Annotated in this window: 22 protein-coding genes; 8 read left to right on the top strand and 14 right to left on the bottom strand. The window is 49.9% G+C overall.

From position 1 onward, the window contains the following. Positions 1 to 452: 452 nt before the first annotated feature. The 9 genes from ACO0LL_RS24630 to ACO0LL_RS24590 all read right to left on the bottom strand — a co-directional run bounded on the left by ACO0LL_RS24630 (position 453) and on the right by ACO0LL_RS24590 (position 5,140). The gene (locus ACO0LL_RS24630; RefSeq protein WP_422953451.1) at positions 453 to 812 is read right to left on the bottom strand and encodes a hypothetical protein; all 360 of its coding nucleotides are present in this window, start codon (positions 810 to 812) and stop codon (positions 453 to 455) included. Positions 813 to 919: 107 nt separating this feature from the next. Next, positions 920 to 1,600, bottom strand: a complete 681-nt coding sequence (locus ACO0LL_RS24625; RefSeq protein ID WP_422953450.1) for a pilus assembly protein PilP — start codon at positions 1,598 to 1,600, stop codon at positions 920 to 922. Between the two features lie 84 nt (positions 1,601 to 1,684). Then, positions 1,685 to 2,110, bottom strand: coding sequence for a DUF4279 domain-containing protein (locus tag ACO0LL_RS24620; protein WP_422953449.1), 426 nt, complete (start codon positions 2,108 to 2,110; stop codon positions 1,685 to 1,687). A gap of 54 nt (positions 2,111 to 2,164) precedes the next feature. Beyond that, the gene (gene aroQ / locus ACO0LL_RS24615) at positions 2,165 to 2,809 is read right to left on the bottom strand and encodes a gamma subclass chorismate mutase AroQ (RefSeq protein ID WP_422953448.1); all 645 of its coding nucleotides are present in this window, start codon (positions 2,807 to 2,809) and stop codon (positions 2,165 to 2,167) included. Positions 2,810 to 2,869: 60 nt separating this feature from the next. Continuing rightward, positions 2,870 to 3,250, bottom strand: coding sequence for a hypothetical protein (locus tag ACO0LL_RS24610; RefSeq protein ID WP_422953447.1), 381 nt, complete (start codon positions 3,248 to 3,250; stop codon positions 2,870 to 2,872). Between the two features lie 95 nt (positions 3,251 to 3,345). Beyond that, the gene (locus tag ACO0LL_RS24605) at positions 3,346 to 3,672 is read right to left on the bottom strand and encodes a hypothetical protein (RefSeq protein ID WP_422953446.1); all 327 of its coding nucleotides are present in this window, start codon (positions 3,670 to 3,672) and stop codon (positions 3,346 to 3,348) included. 58 nt (positions 3,673 to 3,730) lie between these two features. Next, the gene (locus tag ACO0LL_RS24600) at positions 3,731 to 4,153 is read right to left on the bottom strand and encodes a hypothetical protein (RefSeq protein ID WP_422953445.1); all 423 of its coding nucleotides are present in this window, start codon (positions 4,151 to 4,153) and stop codon (positions 3,731 to 3,733) included. Between the two features lie 73 nt (positions 4,154 to 4,226). Continuing rightward, positions 4,227 to 4,802: a DUF2812 domain-containing protein gene (locus ACO0LL_RS24595; protein ID WP_422953444.1), complete on the bottom strand. Its 576-nt coding sequence runs from the start codon at positions 4,800 to 4,802 to the stop codon at positions 4,227 to 4,229. Continuing rightward, positions 4,799 to 5,140, bottom strand: coding sequence for a PadR family transcriptional regulator (locus ACO0LL_RS24590; RefSeq protein ID WP_422953443.1), 342 nt, complete (start codon positions 5,138 to 5,140; stop codon positions 4,799 to 4,801). The genes ACO0LL_RS24595 and ACO0LL_RS24590 overlap by 4 nt, the downstream gene beginning before the upstream one ends. Before the next feature lie 216 nt (positions 5,141 to 5,356). On the opposite strand from ACO0LL_RS24590, the gene ACO0LL_RS24585 reads away from it, so the two are divergent. Both ACO0LL_RS24585 and ACO0LL_RS24580 read left to right on the top strand, forming a co-directional pair. After that, positions 5,357 to 6,262 (top strand): hypothetical protein, encoded by a 906-nt coding sequence (locus ACO0LL_RS24585; RefSeq protein ID WP_422953442.1) that lies wholly within the window; start codon positions 5,357 to 5,359, stop codon positions 6,260 to 6,262. Next, complete coding sequence (locus tag ACO0LL_RS24580; RefSeq protein WP_422953441.1) at positions 6,259 to 6,822, top strand: hypothetical protein; 564 nt, start codon at positions 6,259 to 6,261, stop codon at positions 6,820 to 6,822. The genes ACO0LL_RS24585 and ACO0LL_RS24580 overlap by 4 nt, the downstream gene beginning before the upstream one ends. Positions 6,823 to 6,951: 129 nt before the next feature. Here ACO0LL_RS24580 and ACO0LL_RS24575 read toward each other — a convergent pair whose 3' ends face one another. Next, positions 6,952 to 7,290 carry a hypothetical protein gene (locus ACO0LL_RS24575; protein ID WP_422953440.1) on the bottom strand — a complete coding sequence of 113 codons (339 nt, stop codon included), beginning with the start codon at positions 7,288 to 7,290 and terminating at the stop codon, positions 6,952 to 6,954. A 118-nt stretch (positions 7,291 to 7,408) separates the two neighbouring features. Further along, on the bottom strand, positions 7,409 to 8,644 hold the full coding sequence (locus ACO0LL_RS24570; RefSeq protein ID WP_422953439.1) for an MFS transporter: 1,236 nt from the start codon (positions 8,642 to 8,644) through the stop codon (positions 7,409 to 7,411). A 96-nt stretch (positions 8,645 to 8,740) separates the two neighbouring features. On the opposite strand from ACO0LL_RS24570, the gene ACO0LL_RS24565 reads away from it, so the two are divergent. The 3 genes from ACO0LL_RS24565 to ACO0LL_RS24555 all read left to right on the top strand — a co-directional run bounded on the left by ACO0LL_RS24565 (position 8,741) and on the right by ACO0LL_RS24555 (position 10,904). After that, the gene (locus ACO0LL_RS24565; protein WP_422953438.1) at positions 8,741 to 9,709 is read left to right on the top strand and encodes a LysR family transcriptional regulator; all 969 of its coding nucleotides are present in this window, start codon (positions 8,741 to 8,743) and stop codon (positions 9,707 to 9,709) included. 64 nt (positions 9,710 to 9,773) lie between these two features. Then, positions 9,774 to 10,256 carry a hypothetical protein gene (locus tag ACO0LL_RS24560; RefSeq protein ID WP_422953437.1) on the top strand — a complete coding sequence of 161 codons (483 nt, stop codon included), beginning with the start codon at positions 9,774 to 9,776 and terminating at the stop codon, positions 10,254 to 10,256. Positions 10,257 to 10,295: 39 nt separating this feature from the next. Then, positions 10,296 to 10,904 (top strand): hypothetical protein, encoded by a 609-nt coding sequence (locus ACO0LL_RS24555; protein WP_422953436.1) that lies wholly within the window; start codon positions 10,296 to 10,298, stop codon positions 10,902 to 10,904. Positions 10,905 to 11,205: 301 nt separating this feature from the next. Here ACO0LL_RS24555 and ACO0LL_RS24550 read toward each other — a convergent pair whose 3' ends face one another. Together ACO0LL_RS24550 and ACO0LL_RS24545 are read right to left on the bottom strand one after the other, a co-directional pair. Next, a complete protein-coding gene (locus ACO0LL_RS24550) occupies positions 11,206 to 12,846 on the bottom strand; it encodes a hypothetical protein (RefSeq protein ID WP_422953435.1) in 1,641 nt (546 codons plus the stop codon). Between the two features lie 143 nt (positions 12,847 to 12,989). Next, the gene (locus ACO0LL_RS24545) at positions 12,990 to 13,418 is read right to left on the bottom strand and encodes a DUF1801 domain-containing protein (RefSeq protein ID WP_422953434.1); all 429 of its coding nucleotides are present in this window, start codon (positions 13,416 to 13,418) and stop codon (positions 12,990 to 12,992) included. A 254-nt stretch (positions 13,419 to 13,672) separates the two neighbouring features. Between ACO0LL_RS24545 and ACO0LL_RS24540 the strand changes: the two genes are divergently transcribed. Together ACO0LL_RS24540 and ACO0LL_RS24535 are read left to right on the top strand one after the other, a co-directional pair. Beyond that, the gene (locus tag ACO0LL_RS24540) at positions 13,673 to 15,862 is read left to right on the top strand and encodes a prolyl oligopeptidase family serine peptidase (RefSeq protein ID WP_422953433.1); all 2,190 of its coding nucleotides are present in this window, start codon (positions 13,673 to 13,675) and stop codon (positions 15,860 to 15,862) included. Positions 15,863 to 15,941: 79 nt separating this feature from the next. After that, the gene (locus tag ACO0LL_RS24535; RefSeq protein WP_422953432.1) at positions 15,942 to 16,421 is read left to right on the top strand and encodes an NADAR family protein; all 480 of its coding nucleotides are present in this window, start codon (positions 15,942 to 15,944) and stop codon (positions 16,419 to 16,421) included. A gap of 32 nt (positions 16,422 to 16,453) precedes the next feature. Here the strand turns inward: ACO0LL_RS24535 and ACO0LL_RS24530 are convergent, their stop codons facing one another. Further along, positions 16,454 to 17,221, bottom strand: coding sequence for an SDR family NAD(P)-dependent oxidoreductase (locus ACO0LL_RS24530; RefSeq protein WP_422953431.1), 768 nt, complete (start codon positions 17,219 to 17,221; stop codon positions 16,454 to 16,456). A gap of 142 nt (positions 17,222 to 17,363) precedes the next feature. On the opposite strand from ACO0LL_RS24530, the gene ACO0LL_RS24525 reads away from it, so the two are divergent. After that, complete coding sequence (locus tag ACO0LL_RS24525) at positions 17,364 to 18,275, top strand: AraC family transcriptional regulator N-terminal domain-containing protein (RefSeq protein WP_422953430.1); 912 nt, start codon at positions 17,364 to 17,366, stop codon at positions 18,273 to 18,275. The last annotated feature ends 45 nt before the right edge of the window (positions 18,276 to 18,320 follow it).

The following is an 18,320-nucleotide window of genomic DNA, read 5'->3' as shown; positions in this document are numbered from 1 at the left end:
CAGTTGGTCATCTATCAGTTCTTTTGGCATCGCTCTCCACCCTGACAAAACAAGATAGAAAGTTAACACTACTCATGAAAAGTTAACAGCACTTTTTTTCAGTCGTTTTAATTTCGCAACAGCCTCTTAGAAGGGAGCTTCGCAACTCTCCTTTCTGAAAATCAGATTTCAAGTTTAACCATTCAACATTTTTCACGCCAACAAATGTGTAGGGACTGATTAAATGCGAATAATCAGTAAGATCTTCATAAGCAAATAACTCTTGCATTGATATAGCCCTGGAATAGATGGATGGGAATATATGACTTCAAATAAACTCTCGATATTTGGTTCATCAGCTTCTAGCGAAGTAACATAGCGTACGTGGCAATGCGCCGCATGTTGGTCAGAAGCCACAGTGAGAAATAAGAGACTATCAAGACTTACAGATCATATTATCTGCACTGACAAGCTCAGCCTGCTTCAGAGGGATTTTTTCTCTGCCAGATCACGGTTTTTTCAAGACCGAAATATATAGTCTCTACCGTTGCCGGAATAACGATCTCAGACGAAAAACTGCCAGATGAATTTGCATGCGCTGGTGCCAAATGCACATAAACATGCAATGTTTTTCCCTCTGGTATTGTTCTTACTTCTTGCACGGCTAATGCGCTATGAAATGCAAGACCAGATATTGTAATTGAAGATGACTTCGCAGTGACGTGCTCGGCAACTTCGAAGGCTTGCACGTCCCGCGACTCTAATATCATCTTATCCCGTCCGGCGCACGCTGACAGGAAAAGCAGCATCATCACTACGGCTAATTTTTTCACGGCATTCTCACAAATTAAATTATTTCCATGCGCGTGCAAACCTTCCAGAGGCTATGCACACTCAATTTTAGCCTGCATCAAGCCGATCTGGCCACGCAACATCACAACTACCGCGATAAATGCAATTCTATTTGTTTTGGCTTGTATTCACCTCTAGCATCAGGCTCCCACTCTTCTATCAACAGATGGTCACTCTTTATTTCGCGGACATTTCCAAAATTTCTCGCAATAAAATCATTCTTTCTGACTATGCGAGCGATACCTGATTCATCGACAATTGTTGCTTGTCGCTTGCGAGAATCGACTGAAACCAGTTTCAGATTTTCGATGCTGCCTACAAATCGAAGGCTTTTCAATAAGCTCACCAACTCTCTGTTATCTGCTTCAGACAATCCAGAGATGGTAAAAATAATTAATTTAAAGTTAGCTTCGTCTTTAGGATCTTTGATTGAAATTTTTCGTTTTATTTTTTGATGATGCCGCTCTGACGAAATACATTTCAGATCATCCAATGTGATCATCACAGACATATCAGAAATTTCGCAATCAAGCTGGTGATCTGACACCCGTAGTCCATAATCAAAAGTAATGAGCTGTAATCCCTTTCTCAAGCTAAATGCCTGACTATCGGGCGATCTGTTTTTTTGTACGTGCCAACCAGGTGGTACATCCAAAAATACCGGGGGATACCACACAGGTTTTCCATACGCAGAAATCTGCAGAACAAGCAATATGCAAAATAAAAAAGCTCTATTCATGGAAACATTTTTCTCAATTTTATCGACCACGAAAATTTATAGCGTCTTACCATCACTTGTTTTCCATCCACAGGAATAAGAGAACCAGCGGCACAAGCTATCTCCCCGCGAAGACTACTTACCAAAAGCCCCATAGGCATCCAGTTGAAAAGAAATCTCCAAATCAGACATCCTGCGCAAGGTTTTCCAATCCAGTACCATGCCCGCAGTTCCCTCAAAAAACCATCCTATAAAAAAATGCATCTCACCGCCTGACGAGGTCATCTCAGCGATCTGTTTTCTTTTCAACTCCAGCAGATCAAGCGTATCATCGATGGCAGCGTCCAAAGAAACATCTTCATTAAACTCAAAACTGCAGGTACAAAAAGATCGTTTATGTACCCCGCCCAATAGCCTGCCGTCTGAAGTCTGTCTCACTTCTCCGGCCAAATTGCACTTCCATGGTTTCAGCTCAATCAAATCGCAAAATGCCTGTAAATCCATTTCTGGATGCGTCATCCTTAACGATACTGCAAATTCCCTCTGCTTCTTTGTCGTCATTACATTCATTCCGCTATTTTCTTATTGAGTCCGGCTTTTACCTGCATACCTTGCTTACCTGCCAGCCAAATCCCCAAGCGCATACTCCCATGCAGTAGTATAGCCAGGCACAGTTTGCAATACACCTGCACGCACGCCGGTATCTGCCGCTGCCTGCTTCACTGTCTGCTGGCGGTCTTTAGCCTGCAAAACCGGTTGTGCCTCGGCCAACGCAGTCAATAGCTGTGGCGTCAGCTTGTCGAGTGCCGGGCGAATTGTGGTCTTCAGATCAGGCGGATTGTCAAACGGGGTCTGTGTTTTGCTCACCCATTCTGCAAACAAGGCCGTCTGTATCATCTTGCCCGCCACTATCTGCGTAGTAAAAAAGTTCTGTACCTGTCTGGGTGCCAGGCCATATTGAGCTGCCTGCTGCGCCAGTGCATCCAGTATCTGTTGTTCACGCACAGGGTCGTCAATCGCTGCCTTGGCGTTCCACTTGTACATGGCGACATCTTGCGCGAGATTCAGGCGTTGCTGCATGAGCCCCATCAAACGCACGAGACGCGGGTCGCTGGCATTCTGTGCCTGGGCAGGATGTGACAGCGACAGGGCAGCGCATGCGAGGGTCACATAAGCCACATAAGCCACATAAAGCAGCCACGGCAAAAATGCTTTTTGCGCAGGGCGCTGTGCTAAAGTGGAAAAAGAATGGTCTGTCATCAGTAACCGCCAGTCTGTTTGTGAAAACGATAACTGACATTGTAATGCCCTGGCTACGCTTTAGACCTGGCAACTTTTGATTTCTGGTTCTTCCCAGGCCAACACGCTTACACAGCCATTGCTGCTGGTGATTAAAAATTCCTTGATGGCGGCGCTATCCTTTCTCAGAAAACCGGGCCGCAATGATTCTTGCGCATACCAGCCGCACTCTTCAATTTGAAACACCCAGTGTTCAGAATCCGAACATGTAGGCCAAAATTCAAGTAAATCACCTTCATCCAAAAGACGGAATCCACAGATTTCTGCAAAGCTCGCTTGATAGCTTTTATTTTCTTGCGATGACTCAACCGTAACAGTCAATTTCCCCAGATCGTAACAAACCTGCGTCACATCTGATCTGGAATGAAACATCATTATCGACTTCAAAGCCCTGGCTTTCATCTTAAAACTCTTATAGTTTGATACTTCTGAACTCGAAGCTTCATTCACATGATCAAGGATTACGGGCTGCGCGTTTCGAATTAAAACCAAAGTACTTATTTAGAATATTCAATATCGGATATAGAAAAATCATCTTTTTTAATAGTGTACGCAATTTCGCCACCACGCACGTTTTTATCTTTAGGAGCAAAACGAATTATGTAATGCCTTTTTTCTACAGAAATTTTTGCATCGTAGCTTTCCAATTTTGACATGGATCGTGCGAAATCATTCGTCGCTGCTTTGCCTTTCTTATCAAGCTCTTGCTCAAACTGTGCATAAGCAAGTGCTGTTGCTTTGACCAGGGCTCCTGGAAGAATAATTCCCGGCTTCTGATCGAACTCAGTGCCAGCAAAGCAATTGTGCCAGGCTGCGACATTCATGACTAAAATATATAAAGTAGTATTCGTTTCATTCGCATTCCCTAGGCGGCCTTCCAACTTAAGGCGCCAAACTAAATTCAACACTGCCACTGGAACCCGGCCCAAATCCAATCGCCATATACGCTACGCCACGTTCCAGTTTTTTTGCTTTGACGGTCTCAACATAACCTGCGGGAAGGCTGGCATAGCGGAGCTTTTCCACATCCAAAGTAGCTCCTGGTGGCAATCCAAAAGCCCATAGTGGATTGTTGTGATCCCATCGATCATTTTTTTTCTGCACGATCTTAAAGCTATTCAAGGGAACTATCCTCATTTCCCCTATCGGGGATGCTGTTATTGGTTTTGAGAAAACGAATATCGGTTTTTCGGCATGCAGTTCAAAAGGTGTAATTTCAATCTTATAGGAGCATCCGGCTGTGCAAAATAAAATGAGCAGGAAAGACAGGAAGAGAAATTTTTTCTTGATGAGCAATTCGGGCATGATATCCGTGGAAAATGAATGGAAATAAAAGAAAATAAATGAGCAAGGCAAGATCGCGACTATATGCGAGCAATCAAATTTTCTGCATTTCACGCATGCGCAAATATATACGTATGGATGCATACGAAAAGTAGAGGCAGGTGGGTATGACCAGGCCGAAGATGATAATGTACGCCGCCAGACTATTATCCCATTGCCTGAGCATGGCCGGAGGATAGATCGCGGTTGGGAACAGCGCGAAATTGAAGATGCACATCTCCAACAGGCGTCGCTTGTATTTGGATTTTTTGGAAGCAGTGTCCGTGAAAATTTCCGGCACTTTGCCATTGCGCACTGGTATGCGCCAGTATTGCCATCCCAGCGATGCCAGCACATGCTCCCAGCCAGCATCAATAATCATCTGGCGGTAGAACTGCTCGTAATTAATATCTGGCTCCAGTCTTGTTCCGAATTCCATATTCAAACCGGGTGTGTAATCAAGAGCATAGGCAATATCGGCAGGTTCACCCTGGACGAAGCTATAGACGCCGAAAAAACTGCGGGCTTTCAAATGCCATCCCTGGCTGGCCATTTCCCGCAGCCATTGCTGTTCTTGCTCGAGTTCCCACGACCAGAAGCATTTGAATTTCTTGATCAATGTCTCACTCACTTTGCCTCTCCTCTTGTTAATTGTGGCAGCGCCACTTGCGCATTGCGGTACATGATTTCCAGGCGGCGGATATGCTCGGCCAGTACCAGCCGCCCCTTATCGCTGAGCTGGTAATACTTGCGCCGCTCTTCTTCCCCGACCTTGTTGATCAGCTCCTGTTTTTCCAGAGTTGAGAACGCACCATACAAGGTGCCGGGACCAATGACGACATTGCCCTCGCTGATGTCTTCTACCTTTTGCATGACGGCATAGCCGTGCAGAGGCTCCGTCAGTACCAGTAGCACGTAAAAGGTGGCTTCTGACAATGGCAGGTATTTTGAATAATTAATTGCTTCCATCCGCGCCTTTCAGGCTTGCTGGTTTGTTGATGTTGCTCAGCTTGTATCGCTCAACCTATATCGGGCGATGTTGCATCGCTTAACGATATATCGACTATCGATATAGTATCAGACGAAATTTGGATGTCAATAAAATTATTTTCTGTGGCATGAGTCGTTTGATGTCATGAATAGACACGCAGTATTTCTGGGACGGGCCAGCCATTTTTTGATCAAATGAAATCTGCCCAATCGCTTTCGCTGCAAAGTTTCTTTACAGCGAAATTTGCCGCAATGTACAGATACCTTACAGCCGCCTGCTCATCCGAAAAAATAATATTCTTTAAAAACAGCAACTTGGAAGATTTATTGAATTGGCATGCCCATTGCATAGTTCAGGGTACGAGTCTGGATTGCGAATTCCTTTCAGGCATCCGGGTCCTGACCATCTATTTAAAAGAGACAAGCATGATGAGCACCATTACCAGCAGAACGACCGATGACGGGGTTCGCATTTACAGCAGGCTTTTGCTTCGGTGCTATGACATTCTGATTTACCACTTGCTGGCACCTTATGTCTGGCGCTGCAAGAGCAGGTATTTTGCTGACCTCTATCACCTCATGATGTCGCGCAATCACGCGGATATTGGCGTTGGTACCGGCTATTTTCTAGACCGCTGTCACTACCAGTCTGGCGAGGTGCGCATAGCTTTGTTCGATTTGCAGCAAAACTGCCTGAATTTTACGGCTGCAAGAATTGCGCGGTTTGAGCCGGAAACTTATCTCTGCAATGCGTTGGAACCAATTCAAACTTCTGCCGCACGTTTCGACTCAATTGCGCTGGGCGGCATTCTGCATTGCATCCCTGGTGACATGCTGCAAAAAGGCGCGGTGTTTGATGCCATCAGGCCGCTGATGCATGCCGACACTCAGGTATTCGGTTACACCATTCTGAATCAGGACATTACAAAAACCATGCTCAGCCGCTGCGTTTATGCAGTGTTGCACAGGCTCAAGGTAATCAATGGTGATCAGGATTCGGCGGGCCAGTTGAAGTCAGCATTAGAAAAGCGATTCCAGAACGTTGAAGTCAGCACCATCGGATGCATAGCATTGTTTAGCGCAAGTACCCCGTTTAAATGAAGCAGGCATTTTCAAATAACATAAATCAACAGGCGAGAAAAATCATGAAACAGCAAACTACCAGCAGTGCAGTGACCAGCAGCATCATTAAGGCGAATAAAGCGGATGTCTGGCAAAAAGTGGGCTTTTATGAACATGTCAAAAAACCGGCATCATGGTTGTTGAAATTAAGCCTGCCGGTGCCGCAGGAAGTGGAAGGCAAGTATGCGGCTGTAGGCGATACCTGCCGCTGCAAATATAGTGATGGTGGCTACCTGACCAAAAGAATTACCAATATTGTCGATCAAAGCCGTATCGAGTTTGAGATTATCGAGCAGAGTATCCGTTATAAAGACACGATCAAACTATTGGGCGGGTATATAGAAGTGGAACAGCTTGACGGTGAGCAGAGTATCGTTCGTATGCTTACCTACTATGACAACCGCATTGCCCCAAGGCTGATTTCATCTTACTTTATTGAAAAAGTGATCAAGACCATGCATGAGTTTGTGATCGCGGATATGCAATTGCAATTGGAAAATACGGCTGACGGCAGCCGCCCCGCTTATGCAAAAGGATAGATCTGGTCTGTGCTATTGATCAGCTTCCATGAGATGGGTTGATCAATAGTCAGAGTAGCCTGAAAAGCGTTGCTGAATAAGGCGTGATTATTCACACGCCAAGGTTTTTTACAGATTAATTTCCGAAGATTAAATATTTGCAAGCAGCTTTGTAGCTTCTTCAATTGCCCAATTTAATTCTTCCTGCAGGTTTGCCTCTTTGGCGATGTCGTTTAGCATGAGCAGGACGGTGTCATCTGGCATGCGCGGTTCATGGCTATCGCCTATGCCACGCAAGCACTGGAAGATACGGTGGAAACACTCGTTGATGGCCCGGTATTCGCGGTCTTCATGCTGGGCATGCAAGTCATGCAAGCTATATTTGCCACGAATCTGCATGGAAAAATAAAAACCGGTATTGATAAAAAACTGCAGGCGTTCTGCGGTGTTAAGGCGTGAAATGCTAAGGTGGGAAAGCTTATTGCCCATGATGTTCCTGTCTAATTTTTTGCATTCAAATTACAGGAGCATATCATCGGCAATACCACAGTCTGCATTCTAACTCTGCATTCTAACTCTGCATTCTGATTCTGCATTTTGATTTTGCTTATGCCACCCGCCAAAACCGCACCGCCAAAGCTGCCAGTGAAGTGACTGTTGCCATGCCCGTCACGCCTATCCAGCCCCATTGCGCCAGCAGGGCGCTGCCGAGGGTGGCACCGGCTGCCATGCCGATGAACATACCAACGAACAACACAGCATTGAGGCGGCTGCGGGCGGCGTTGTCTATGCCATAGACTATTGTTTGATGAGCGATCAGCGTGCTCTGCACACCAAGATCAAAGCCTACCGTGCCTATGCCCAGCAGCCACAATTGTGCGGTGGGTGGGAACAGCGGACTCAGGTTCATGAGGGCGAACGATACAGTGCTGATGCCGGTACCGACCTTGGTGACGAGCTCTGGCCCATGCTTATCTGCCAGGTGTCCAGCCAGCGGTGCTGCCAGTGCACCTGCGGCACCGGCCAGACCAAAGGCGCCTGCGACTGCACTGCCCATATGGAAGGGTTCGGCATGCAACATGACGGCCAGGGTGGACCAAAAGCCGCTGAAGCCCGTCGCCAGCAAGCCTTGCGCCAGTGCTGCGCGGCGCAGTTTGCCGTGGCGGCGGATGAGATCAAGCAAGGAAGCCAGCAAGGCGCGATAGCTCATGGTGGTGGTTGGTGCAAAGTGTGGCAGACCACGCCAGACCGCCACAGCAATCAGGGTGACACCTACCGCTGCCAGCACGAACATGCTGCGCCAGCCAAACTGCTCAGCCACAAAACCACTGACAACACGTGACAACAGGATGCCCATGAACAAGCCTGTCATGACCGTACCCACGACCTTGCCGCGGCGCGATTCATGCGCGAGAGTGGCCGCAGCTGGCACAATATCTTGCGCCATCGTCGCTGTCAGCCCTATCGCCAGGCTGGCAAGCAGCAGTAGGCTCAAGGAATGTGCGGCAGCCATCACCAGCAATGCAGCCACCAGAAAACCAGCCTTGATGAGGATGATATTGCGGCGGTCATGCTTGTCGCCCAGTGGCGCGAGCAGCAAGATGCCGAGTGCATAACCGAGCTGTGTCAGCGTGGGCACATAACCAACCGCGACATTGCTGATACCCAGGTCACTCGCCAGTATGCCCAGCATGGGCTGGCTGTAGTACAGCGATGCCACTGACAAGGCAGCGCCACAAGCCAGCAAAAATACCAGTGCGGGTGATGGTTGCTGATGTACCTGGGTATCTGTCGCCCGAGTTATGTCAGTTATATGACTATGCGAATTTTGAATGGAAGACATGACTTTCTCTCTGCTTTAACTGATGTCTGGTAGTGTAAAACTCTCGCGTTTCAAACGGTAGTGGCATGTCACGCAGATTTGTTATACATTTGACGTATGACCAAGACTCTGACCAGCCGCCCGGACAACTCTGCCACAGCCGCCCTCATGGCTGGCGCGGGCGACCGCATAGAGCTCATGCAGACCTTTGTGCGCATCGTCGAGGCGGGTAATCTGTCTGCTGCTGCGGCACAACTGGGCACGACCCAGCCCACGGTCAGCCGCCGACTGCAATCGCTGGAACAATTCCTCGGTGTGCGCCTGCTGAACCGCTCCACCCACAGCATGCGCCTGACTGCAGATGGCGAGCGCTGCTATGAACATGCGCGCAACCTGCTGGCAGGCTGGGCCGCCTTTGAATCTGACTTGCGTGGCACCAATGACGAGCCTGAAGGCGTGCTGCGCGTCGTTGCTCCGCATGCGTTTGGCCAGGAACGCCTGGTCAGGCCGCTGGCAGATTACCTGCGGCGCTATCCGCGTGTGTCGGTAGAGTGGCTGCTGCATGACGATACATCGTTGCAGGATTTTATTTCTGAGGGCATAGACTGCGCCATACAGATAGGCGAGCTCAGAGATACCAACCTGGTCGCCATCAAACTGGCAGAGGTGCCGCGCATCGTGGTGGCTACACCATCCGTCCTGGCTGGCAGGCCCATGCCGCAACAAGCCATCGACCTGGTCGGCCTGCCCTGGCTGTCGCTGCGCACCTTTTACCGCGGCGAAGTATTTTTGCACCATGTACAGACTGGCGAAATCCAGCGCGTGGCCTTCACCCCGCGCCTGAGCACCGACAACCTGTATGCGCTGCGCATCGCCACCCTTGAAGGCCTGGGTGCCGCCATCGGCTCTACCTGGATACTGGCCGACGACATCGCCAAAGGACACCTGATACAACTGGCACCGCAATGGCAGGCCACGCCACTGCCGGTAAACCTGGTTTATCCATATGCCCGCTTTTACCCGGCACGGCTGCGCAGGTTTATTGAAGCAATACGCGCCAGTGTGGCTACGGCGCTGCATGTGTAAGGTGACTTGCGCAACTGGCTTGACACTCACCAACAAGGCAAAGATGTTTCAAACGGGATAATGCATGGATAGCACGGTACAAGAATGGATGACGAGCAGGCTCAATGGCTATGTCATGGCCATGGCCCATATTGATGGAATTCCTGGTGACGCTATTGCTAACGCCTACATATTCGATCTCGATGAAAATGACTTGCTGGGGTCTTTAAGATCACATCTCGACCAAGCGCCAGTAGATCAGTACGTCTATGGCGAGATAACTGAAATTCATGATCCCTGGAGCAGGCAAGTGGTGATCGCTCTGGATGCTTTCTTTTTGAGGCACCCATTTGCCGGCTTGACTGACCTCGACAACAGGCAGATCAAATCGACGCGGGCAGGCATGGTCACCCGGATAGAAGATTTGATAGGCATGATTACCGATAATTATTCATGTCAAAAAATTTATCGCGTAGCGGTGCGCAGCAACAGAGGGCATGTAGGTCACATGCATATCTTTCCATTAAGCCATCGCTTCCTGGTTTTTAAGACCATATCGCGGTTATGAATGTTTGAGTACCAGTGTGAGTACCAAAAAGATTAAAAAATGATACCAAGCCGCTATACCTGTAGCAGTTGCAACGAAAGTTTAGCCGTCCCTGATGCTGAAAATTACTATTACACGGGCAACATCAGCATAGGCATGCCGGTTGATAATGATGATCTGTACCTGATCCCGGTACGCCCGGCTTGGTGCAAGGATTGTGCAAGTCTTTGCATGGCAGAAAACATTAGGTCAATACGGGATTTTGAGAATGCCTATGAAGCTGTTCGCAGTGGAAAAACTGTCGAATATCCGAGAGAAACTGAAAACCTGGACAATGAAGCGGCACTGCATGAGGTAAAGACTTTACTGCAATGGAGAATGTCGCGCAGACGAGCTGCGCGTGCGCTTTGCTGCGGCGGCGAGAACTACCAATTCATGGATGTCAGCCTGCCCTTGTTCAAGCATGCAGAGTGTGATTTCGGTTATATGGAAGCCCGGTACCTTTGGCCTGGCTCATACAACGGACCAGGTCCTGGTGTGAACAGTCCAGCCAATATTAGGCTGTATGATCCTGAAGGTGAGTTGATAGGACAATTGACCTGGTACAAGCGTGAAGAAAACAAATGGGATACTGAGAAACTGAGTTACCCTCGCGCTGTCGAGGAGTAAGTTTTATATTCCATACATGTAAACTATGAGGGTGGTATTTTCCAATTTAGTCTGATGTAAATTCGCATCAGATAATTTTCTTGAGAAAACCCGGATGGATTTGTATTTGAATATCTCAAGCCTTGATTGCAGTAATTCTAAAAAATAGGACGTAATATATTGCGTCCTGTGCTTGCATCTTGCACGGCTGGACATCCACTGCGAAATTTTCACACCATGCGGCGCATTCCAATGCGCCCTGCATCACGGTACGGTTTGAAAATGATATCTTTGCCAGGGAAAAGAGCAACCCTTGGCTGGTCTATAAATCCAGTTTCTGCATCAGGCGTTTCATATTGATTGCATAAAATTGCGGTATCTTGAACTTGCCTTTGCACGGCACGAACAGCGTTTCACCACTTTGCAAACCCAGGCTGACTTTGCCTTGTGAGGTACAGGCTTGTATCATTTCATCAGCGACCAATGATGAAGAAAATAAGTTCTTGCCATCCATTTTCTGGATTTTCATACCTTCTTTAAAGACACGACAGCCCTTGATTTCACCTACCAGGAAGGCATCTTTGTCAGTGTAAAAACTGGCGCTGCCATTGCAGTCTTCTTCCATTAGAGATGCAAATGCCATGCGCTGGATATTGGCGTATTGCGCGGGCGGTGGCGGGGCTGTTTTTGCCAGCTCTGTACTGGCAAAAAAATCAGACCAGGCGATTGACATCGCTTGCTCACCCATGAGTTTGGGGAGCCATTGCGGTGTGCAATTTTCCTTTTTTCCGCATTCCAGCGCCTGCTCAAAACTGGCAACTTTGCCGGTTTCAAATCCATGGTAATAATTATTTATTTGCTGCAATGGGCTGGCATCGTTCTGCCTTACTGCCAAGCCCATGACATGCAAAGCCAGGCCACATTCATAGGGCACAGAGCCACTATTTGCCAGGCTTTTGGGTAATGTTTTCCAGCTATATCCAGCTGCCCTGTAGACGCAATTGGAAATGGCAGTGCTGAGTTCTGTTGCTGCATCGTCAGGATTAGACCATTTACTCTGCAAGCTTGCTGTCCAGCGCAGATATTCTGCGCCACCTTCACCAATAAAGGCCGCACGCTGTTCGCTATCTTTGGCGGTGGGTGCTTGAAAGCGATGAGCAAATTCATGCCAGACAAATTTTCTTAGCCGCGCGTCACTATCAGGCGTGGGGTGCTCTGGCCAGTTATACAGCGCTAACCGCAGAACATCACCGGCATCGCCCCAAAAATTGGGCGTGCCGCCGTCTTTTTCCATGGTTGCTGCCAATATGGGCTTGCGAAAAGCAACATCCGGTAATGCACGATGATAAAAATCTACCGCCTGATCGGCCATGTTCTGCAACAACTGAATATTTTCTGCACCCAGCGCTGGATTGAAATAACTGATGGTTCCAGATTTTGATGCAATCTGTTTTTGCAATAACAGCACGGCCATGTAGTTGCCGCCATCAGCATCGTAAGACGCATTCTCCTGAAAGAGCTGGCCCTTGAAAGCAATGCTGCCGGGTGCTGAAAACTGGTAGCCCACACTGCCACACTTGTCGCTGAGTGCATAACTGGTCGTGTGAACATACATGCCCTCTCCCATAGGGAAAGAGCCGGGCGCTACACGATCATAAAATTTGCTCGTTGCGGGCACATTAAAACGTATGTTTGAGCATGCCTTGTTGGTTTTGGTGAGTGCCGTTCCATCGGCAGTGCCACAATCATCAACGGCTTGCCATGCTGCGCGGATTTCGTTGCCAAACTTGGACAAGGTTTCTTCGTTCAAAAATGGAATGGCATCACATGTCTTTGGCAACTGGTAAGAGACTTCCAGCGTTTGTGGAGAGATCAGTTTAAGGTGGACGGTGACGTCAGCAGCATGGCTTTGTTGAGCCAACAAACATACGCTTATTGCAGCAGCGAATAAATGAAATTTCATCATGAAGATTTTTATTGGCCTGTTTAAAAAAAACCGTAAGTACGGTGCGCCGTGCGCAGCATTCTAATCACGAAAATCACAAGAAATTTACCCCAAAAAACGGTGCGCATGGCGCACCCTACAATATGTTTAGCTTTGGGATGTTATCTTATATTGTCGGTATTTCTCTTATTTTTTGCCGAAACAGCTTCCTTGATCAAGGTCTCCAGCACCTTGATATTCACATCATTTAAATTCCGTATATACAGGCAGCCTTTGCCGGATTTGGTTTTACCGAGTTCAGACAGCAATTGCGCATGGTTGGGTGCGGCATTGAGACCATACAGACTGATGTCGCCCTTGCGGGATGCAAAGCCGATGAGGCACATATCACCTTCACGGCCGCTTTCATAGACATAGTGGTAGTTACCAAAGCCGACGATGCTGCTGCCCCACATGACGGCGGGCTGTTTGCTGGCCCTGGACATGAGTTTGATCAATATTGCGCAGTCATTGCGGCGCGTCTCGTCCCCTATGGCGGCGAGATATGCATCGACGCTGGAGTCTGTTGCTTTGGTTTTGTTTTCAGCCATGACATTCCCTCTTTTAGAAAGTAAATCGGCAACGCAAGCATAATAACAGCGGCACTGCTTCGCGCCCACCAGATGAAACATATCGTCGGTTTGCAGCAACTGTTCAGACTGCCAAGCGAGCGTTCCTTCACAGCTTAGCAGGCGACAAGGCCACCTGTTGTGGCATACCTGCAATGACATACCGATCTCATTGCAAGTGACTTATAAATCCGTCTATACTCCCTGACACGTCCAATACTGAGAGGTAGCAGATTATGATTTCCCGTCGCCAATTTGCCTTGTCTTTGTCCGCATTTGCCCTCTCACCTCTCAGTGCGCATGTGCATGCTGCGGTCAGGAAAACACCCACGCCCTTGCTACCACCCTTGCCACCGCTGGCACGTGAAGAGGCGGTGACCGACAGCTTGTGGGGCAAAAGCATCGTTGATCCCTACCGCTGGATGGAGCAAAAGCCTGACACTGCCGAGTTCACTAACTACCTCAAAGCGCAAGGAGCTTTCGCGCGACAAGTGCTGGACAAGTTGCCAGGGCGGCGCGCCATAGAAGCATCCCTGCAGCGCTTCAGCGCAGCGACGACAACGCTGGCGATACGGCAAGTCACGAGTACCCAATTAATTTTTGCTCGCCGCTCGCCAGACCAGCAGGTACTCAAGATTTACGCTACCCCACACGCGGGTGGCGCAGAACGCCTGCTGATTGATCCCGAAGTCGGCAACAAGGGTGGCCCGGGCGGCAAAGGTGGTCAACCCAGGCGCGTGACCGAGGTGCTGATGTCTCCTGACAACAAGCATCTGGCTTACGCCATCGATAAGGGTGGTGACGAGATGCATGAGTTGCATGTGCTGACACTGGATAGTGGCAAGGACGTGCTGATCACCCGTTTGAATGGCATGCCAGCAAGCTGGCTGCCCGATTCCAGCGGCCTGTTCTATGCACGCCTGCGCGATGGTGCAGTCAAGGGCAAAGTCGATTTCTCCTTCGACACGGCAACATGGCTGCATAAAATGGATAAAGACCCGGCGCAAGACACCCTGGCCTTCCGCTGGTCAGATGGCCCGGCCATGGGCCAGACAGAACGTGAAATGCCGGTCGTGCACGTGAATACTGCCAGCGACTGGGCGCTGGGTGCCATCTACAGCAATGGTGAATGGCCGGCTTATGGCATGGTCGCACGCCTCAATGACCTGCTGGCAGGCAAGCCCGGCTGGGCAGAAGTGTTCCGCAAGGACGATATCGCAACCCACGCACTGACCGTGGGTGACGATGTGTATGTACTTGCCAAAGGCAAGTCTGAGCGTGGGGAAGTATTCAAAGTCAGCCTGCGCGAGGCAGACAAGGGCAAGCGCGTCGTGGTGGTACAGCAAGGCGATTATGTCATCGACAGCCTGAGTCTGGCCAAAGATGGTTTATACATCCATGAGCTGCGCGGCCAGGTCGGTGCCTTGCGGCGTTACAGCTTTGCCACCGGCAAGGTGGAAGATGTGAAACTGCCTTTGACAGGTGCGGTATGGAATATACAATGCCACCCTGCCATAGAAGGTGCCTGGTTTGGCATGGACGACCTGACCTGGTCTGCCCGTACTCTGCAAACAGGGCCCAGCCTGGTCGCCAAAGACACTGGCTTGACACCCAAGGCAGCATTTGACACATCCTCGTTCCTGACTACCCGTCAGGACATCAAGGCACGTGACGGCACGGCTGTGCCGGTAGAAATACTGCACAAGAACAATACCAAACTGAATGGCAAAAACCCTCTGCTGATTATTGCCTATGGTGCTTACGGCATCATACTTGACCCGGGCTTCCAGGGTTCCATGCTGGCTTTTCTGGATCAGGGTGGCGTGATTGTATATGCCCATATACGCGGTGGTGGCGAGAAAGGCGAGACCTGGCACATCGCCGGGCAAAAAGCCAATAAATCAAATACCTGGCGCGACGTGATAGATGTGGCAGAATCGATGATCAAGGACGGCTGGACTGCACAAGGCAAACTCGCTGTATGGGGTACCTCTGCCGGTGGCATCATGGTGGGCCGCGCCATCACAGAAAGGCCAGACCTGTTTGCCGTGGCAATCGGTGAAGTCGGGGTATTCAATACCCTGCGCTTTGAGCTGACATCGAATGGCCCTGGCAATGATGAAGAGTTTGGCACGGTCAAGAAAGAAGATGAATTCCGCGCCCTGCTGGAGATGGATGCCTATCACCATGTACAAGCTGAAACCAGCTACCCGGCAACGCTGCTGATGACCGGCGCCAACGACATGCGGGTAGAACCCTGGCAAATCGCCAAGATGGCTGCCCGCATGCAAAAAAACTATAACCCAAAACGCCCGGTATTGATGCGGGTTGATTATGATTCAGGGCATTTTTCCACGACCAAGAAAATCGGCATTGCCAAGCATCTGGATATGTTCTCTTTTATTCTCGCGCATACGCGGGCTTGATATTTCCAGAATTGAAATCCGGCCATCGCATGCATGGTGGCCGGTTTTTCGATTCATTTTTTAAAGCGATTAATTTATTTTGAACGACAGTAAATCAAGCACAACTCCAGACGCAAATTCAAACACCACCATCAAATTCTATTCTGTCGAAGACGAGTTTGGAGAGTTCTCCAACTTTGCACGCTATTCCATCTCCATCAAGGGAAAAACCTGGCCCACTTCTGAACATTATTTCCAGGCGCAAAAATTTGTAGATGCGGCATATCGCGAAAAAATACGCAAGGCCAACACGCCCGCGATTGCGGCACGTCTGGGTCGAGCGCGGACAGAAAAATTACGCCCGGATTGGGAGTCAGTCAAAGTGCAGGTCATGCGGGATGCGTTAATGGCGAAGTTCCAGCAGCATGCAGATTTAACAGCCTTGCTGTTAAGTACAGGCGCAGCAAAACTGGTCGAAGACACCAGCGACGATGACTATTGGGGCTGTGGCAGTGATGGGCGTGGCAAGAATATGCTGGGCAGGATATTGATGGAGATAAGAACCTCCATCAATATCTGAAACGGCAGCTTGGTCTCAGTCAATAAAGCAGATCAAATCCCCTGCCCGCCCGACACCTCTATGCGCTGGGCATTGACCCAGCGATTATCGGCAGACAACAGGCTGGCTATCATGGGCCCTATATCGTGAGGCAAACCTGCGCGGCCCAGGGCTGTCATGTCGGCAAAGATTTTATTGACCTCAGGGTTGTCGCGCACCGCACCACCACCAAAGTCGGTTTCTATGGCGCCAGGGGCGACGGCGTTAACAGCAATACCGCGGCTACCAAGTTCTTTGGCCATGTACACACTCAGCATTTCCACCGCCGCTTTTACCGCAGCATAGGCGGCATAACCGGGGTAGGATACCCTGGTCAGCCCTGTCGATAAATTGACGATGCGGCCACCGTCTGCCAGCAAAGGCAGCAATGCCTGTGTCAGAAAATACACGCCCTTGAAGTGTACATTGACCAGGCCATCAAATTGCGCCTCTGTCGTCTCTACTATGAGTGCATAGTCACCATGGCCAGCGTTATTGACGAGATGATCAAAGCTGTCGCGCTGCCAGTGATCACGCAAGGCCGTGCGTACTTTGCCTGCAAAGGCGGCAAAGCCCGCGCTGTTGCCTACATCGAGTTGCAAGGCAAGTGCCTTGCGCCCCATGGCCGTAATCTCTGCCACCACCGCCTGCGCCTCATCGCTGCGGCTGTGGTAAGTGATGATGACATCACCGCCCTTGCGGGCAATGCTCAATGCGGTATTGCGGCCCAGGCCACGGCTGGCACCAGTAACGATGGCAATCTTGTTTGTTTCTGTGCTCATGATTGAACTCCTGCTTGTCTGTGTTGAGGGAAGTTCATGATAGGAGCAGAGGACGCCGACAGCATTGCCAAAACCTCGACATTCTTTGCCTGATCCTCCAATTGCTGTATGCGTCAAAACTAGAATGCATTAAGATTGCAGCATGATCACTCCCCTGCTCAACGCCGTACGCCGCTATACAGATGCCCATGCTGACGATAGTGGCCTGGCCCAAACGCCGATACCGGGTTTGACGACGATACGTTCATCCGTACCTAGCGGGCTGGTGCATGGCATACCCAATCCTCTGATCTGCCTGGTGCTACAGGGCAGCAAACAAGTGACGATGGGGGCGCAGACTTTTAACTTCCATGCGGGTGACTCTTTGCTGATCACCGCAGATGTACCGACCGTCAGCCAGATTACCCAGGCCAGTATTGTTGCACCGTATATCTCGCTGGTAATGGACCTGGACCCGGCCATCATCGCCGACCTGATTGGACAAATGCGCGGTGTGTCTGGTTTGCCTGGTGTGGCTGATGTGGCAACCACACCACTGCATTTTGAAGCCACCGAGGCTGAAGTAGCCGATGCCGCCTTACGCCTGATGAATTTGCTGGAGCACCCTGCCGCCCTGCCGGTACTGCATGCGCAACTCGTGCGTGAACTGCATTACTGGCTGCTGGCTGGCAAGCATGGTGCAGCCATACGCAGGCTGGGCTGGCTGGAGGGGCATAGCCACCGCATCGCCCGCGCAGTTGCCTTGCTCAGGACAGAATTTGCGCAGCCCTTGCCGGTTGAGCGTCTGGCTGCCACTGCAGGCATGAGCCCATCGTCATTCCATCATCACTTCCGCAGCATCACTTCACTGTCGCCACTACAGTTCCAGAAGCAACTGCGCCTGATCGAGGCACGCCGCATGCTGATGGCAGAAGGCATGTCAGCCAGCAGTGCCGCCTTTGCCGTCGGTTATGAAAGCGTGTCGCAATTCACCCGCGAATATGGCCGCATGTTTGGTTTGCCGCCAGCGCGGGATCTGGAGGCGGCTAAACATCAGGCAAATTCCACAGTTTAGCTTGCTTGTGCAAGCAAATTTAGTCTGCATGTGCTGCGCCTGGCT

This window comes from Undibacterium sp. TC4M20W (genome assembly GCF_049340245.1).
Classification (GTDB): domain Bacteria; phylum Pseudomonadota; class Gammaproteobacteria; order Burkholderiales; family Burkholderiaceae_D; genus Undibacterium.
The sequence above is the reverse complement of the archived record's forward strand: the minus strand, read 5'-3'. Positions and strand labels throughout refer to the sequence as shown.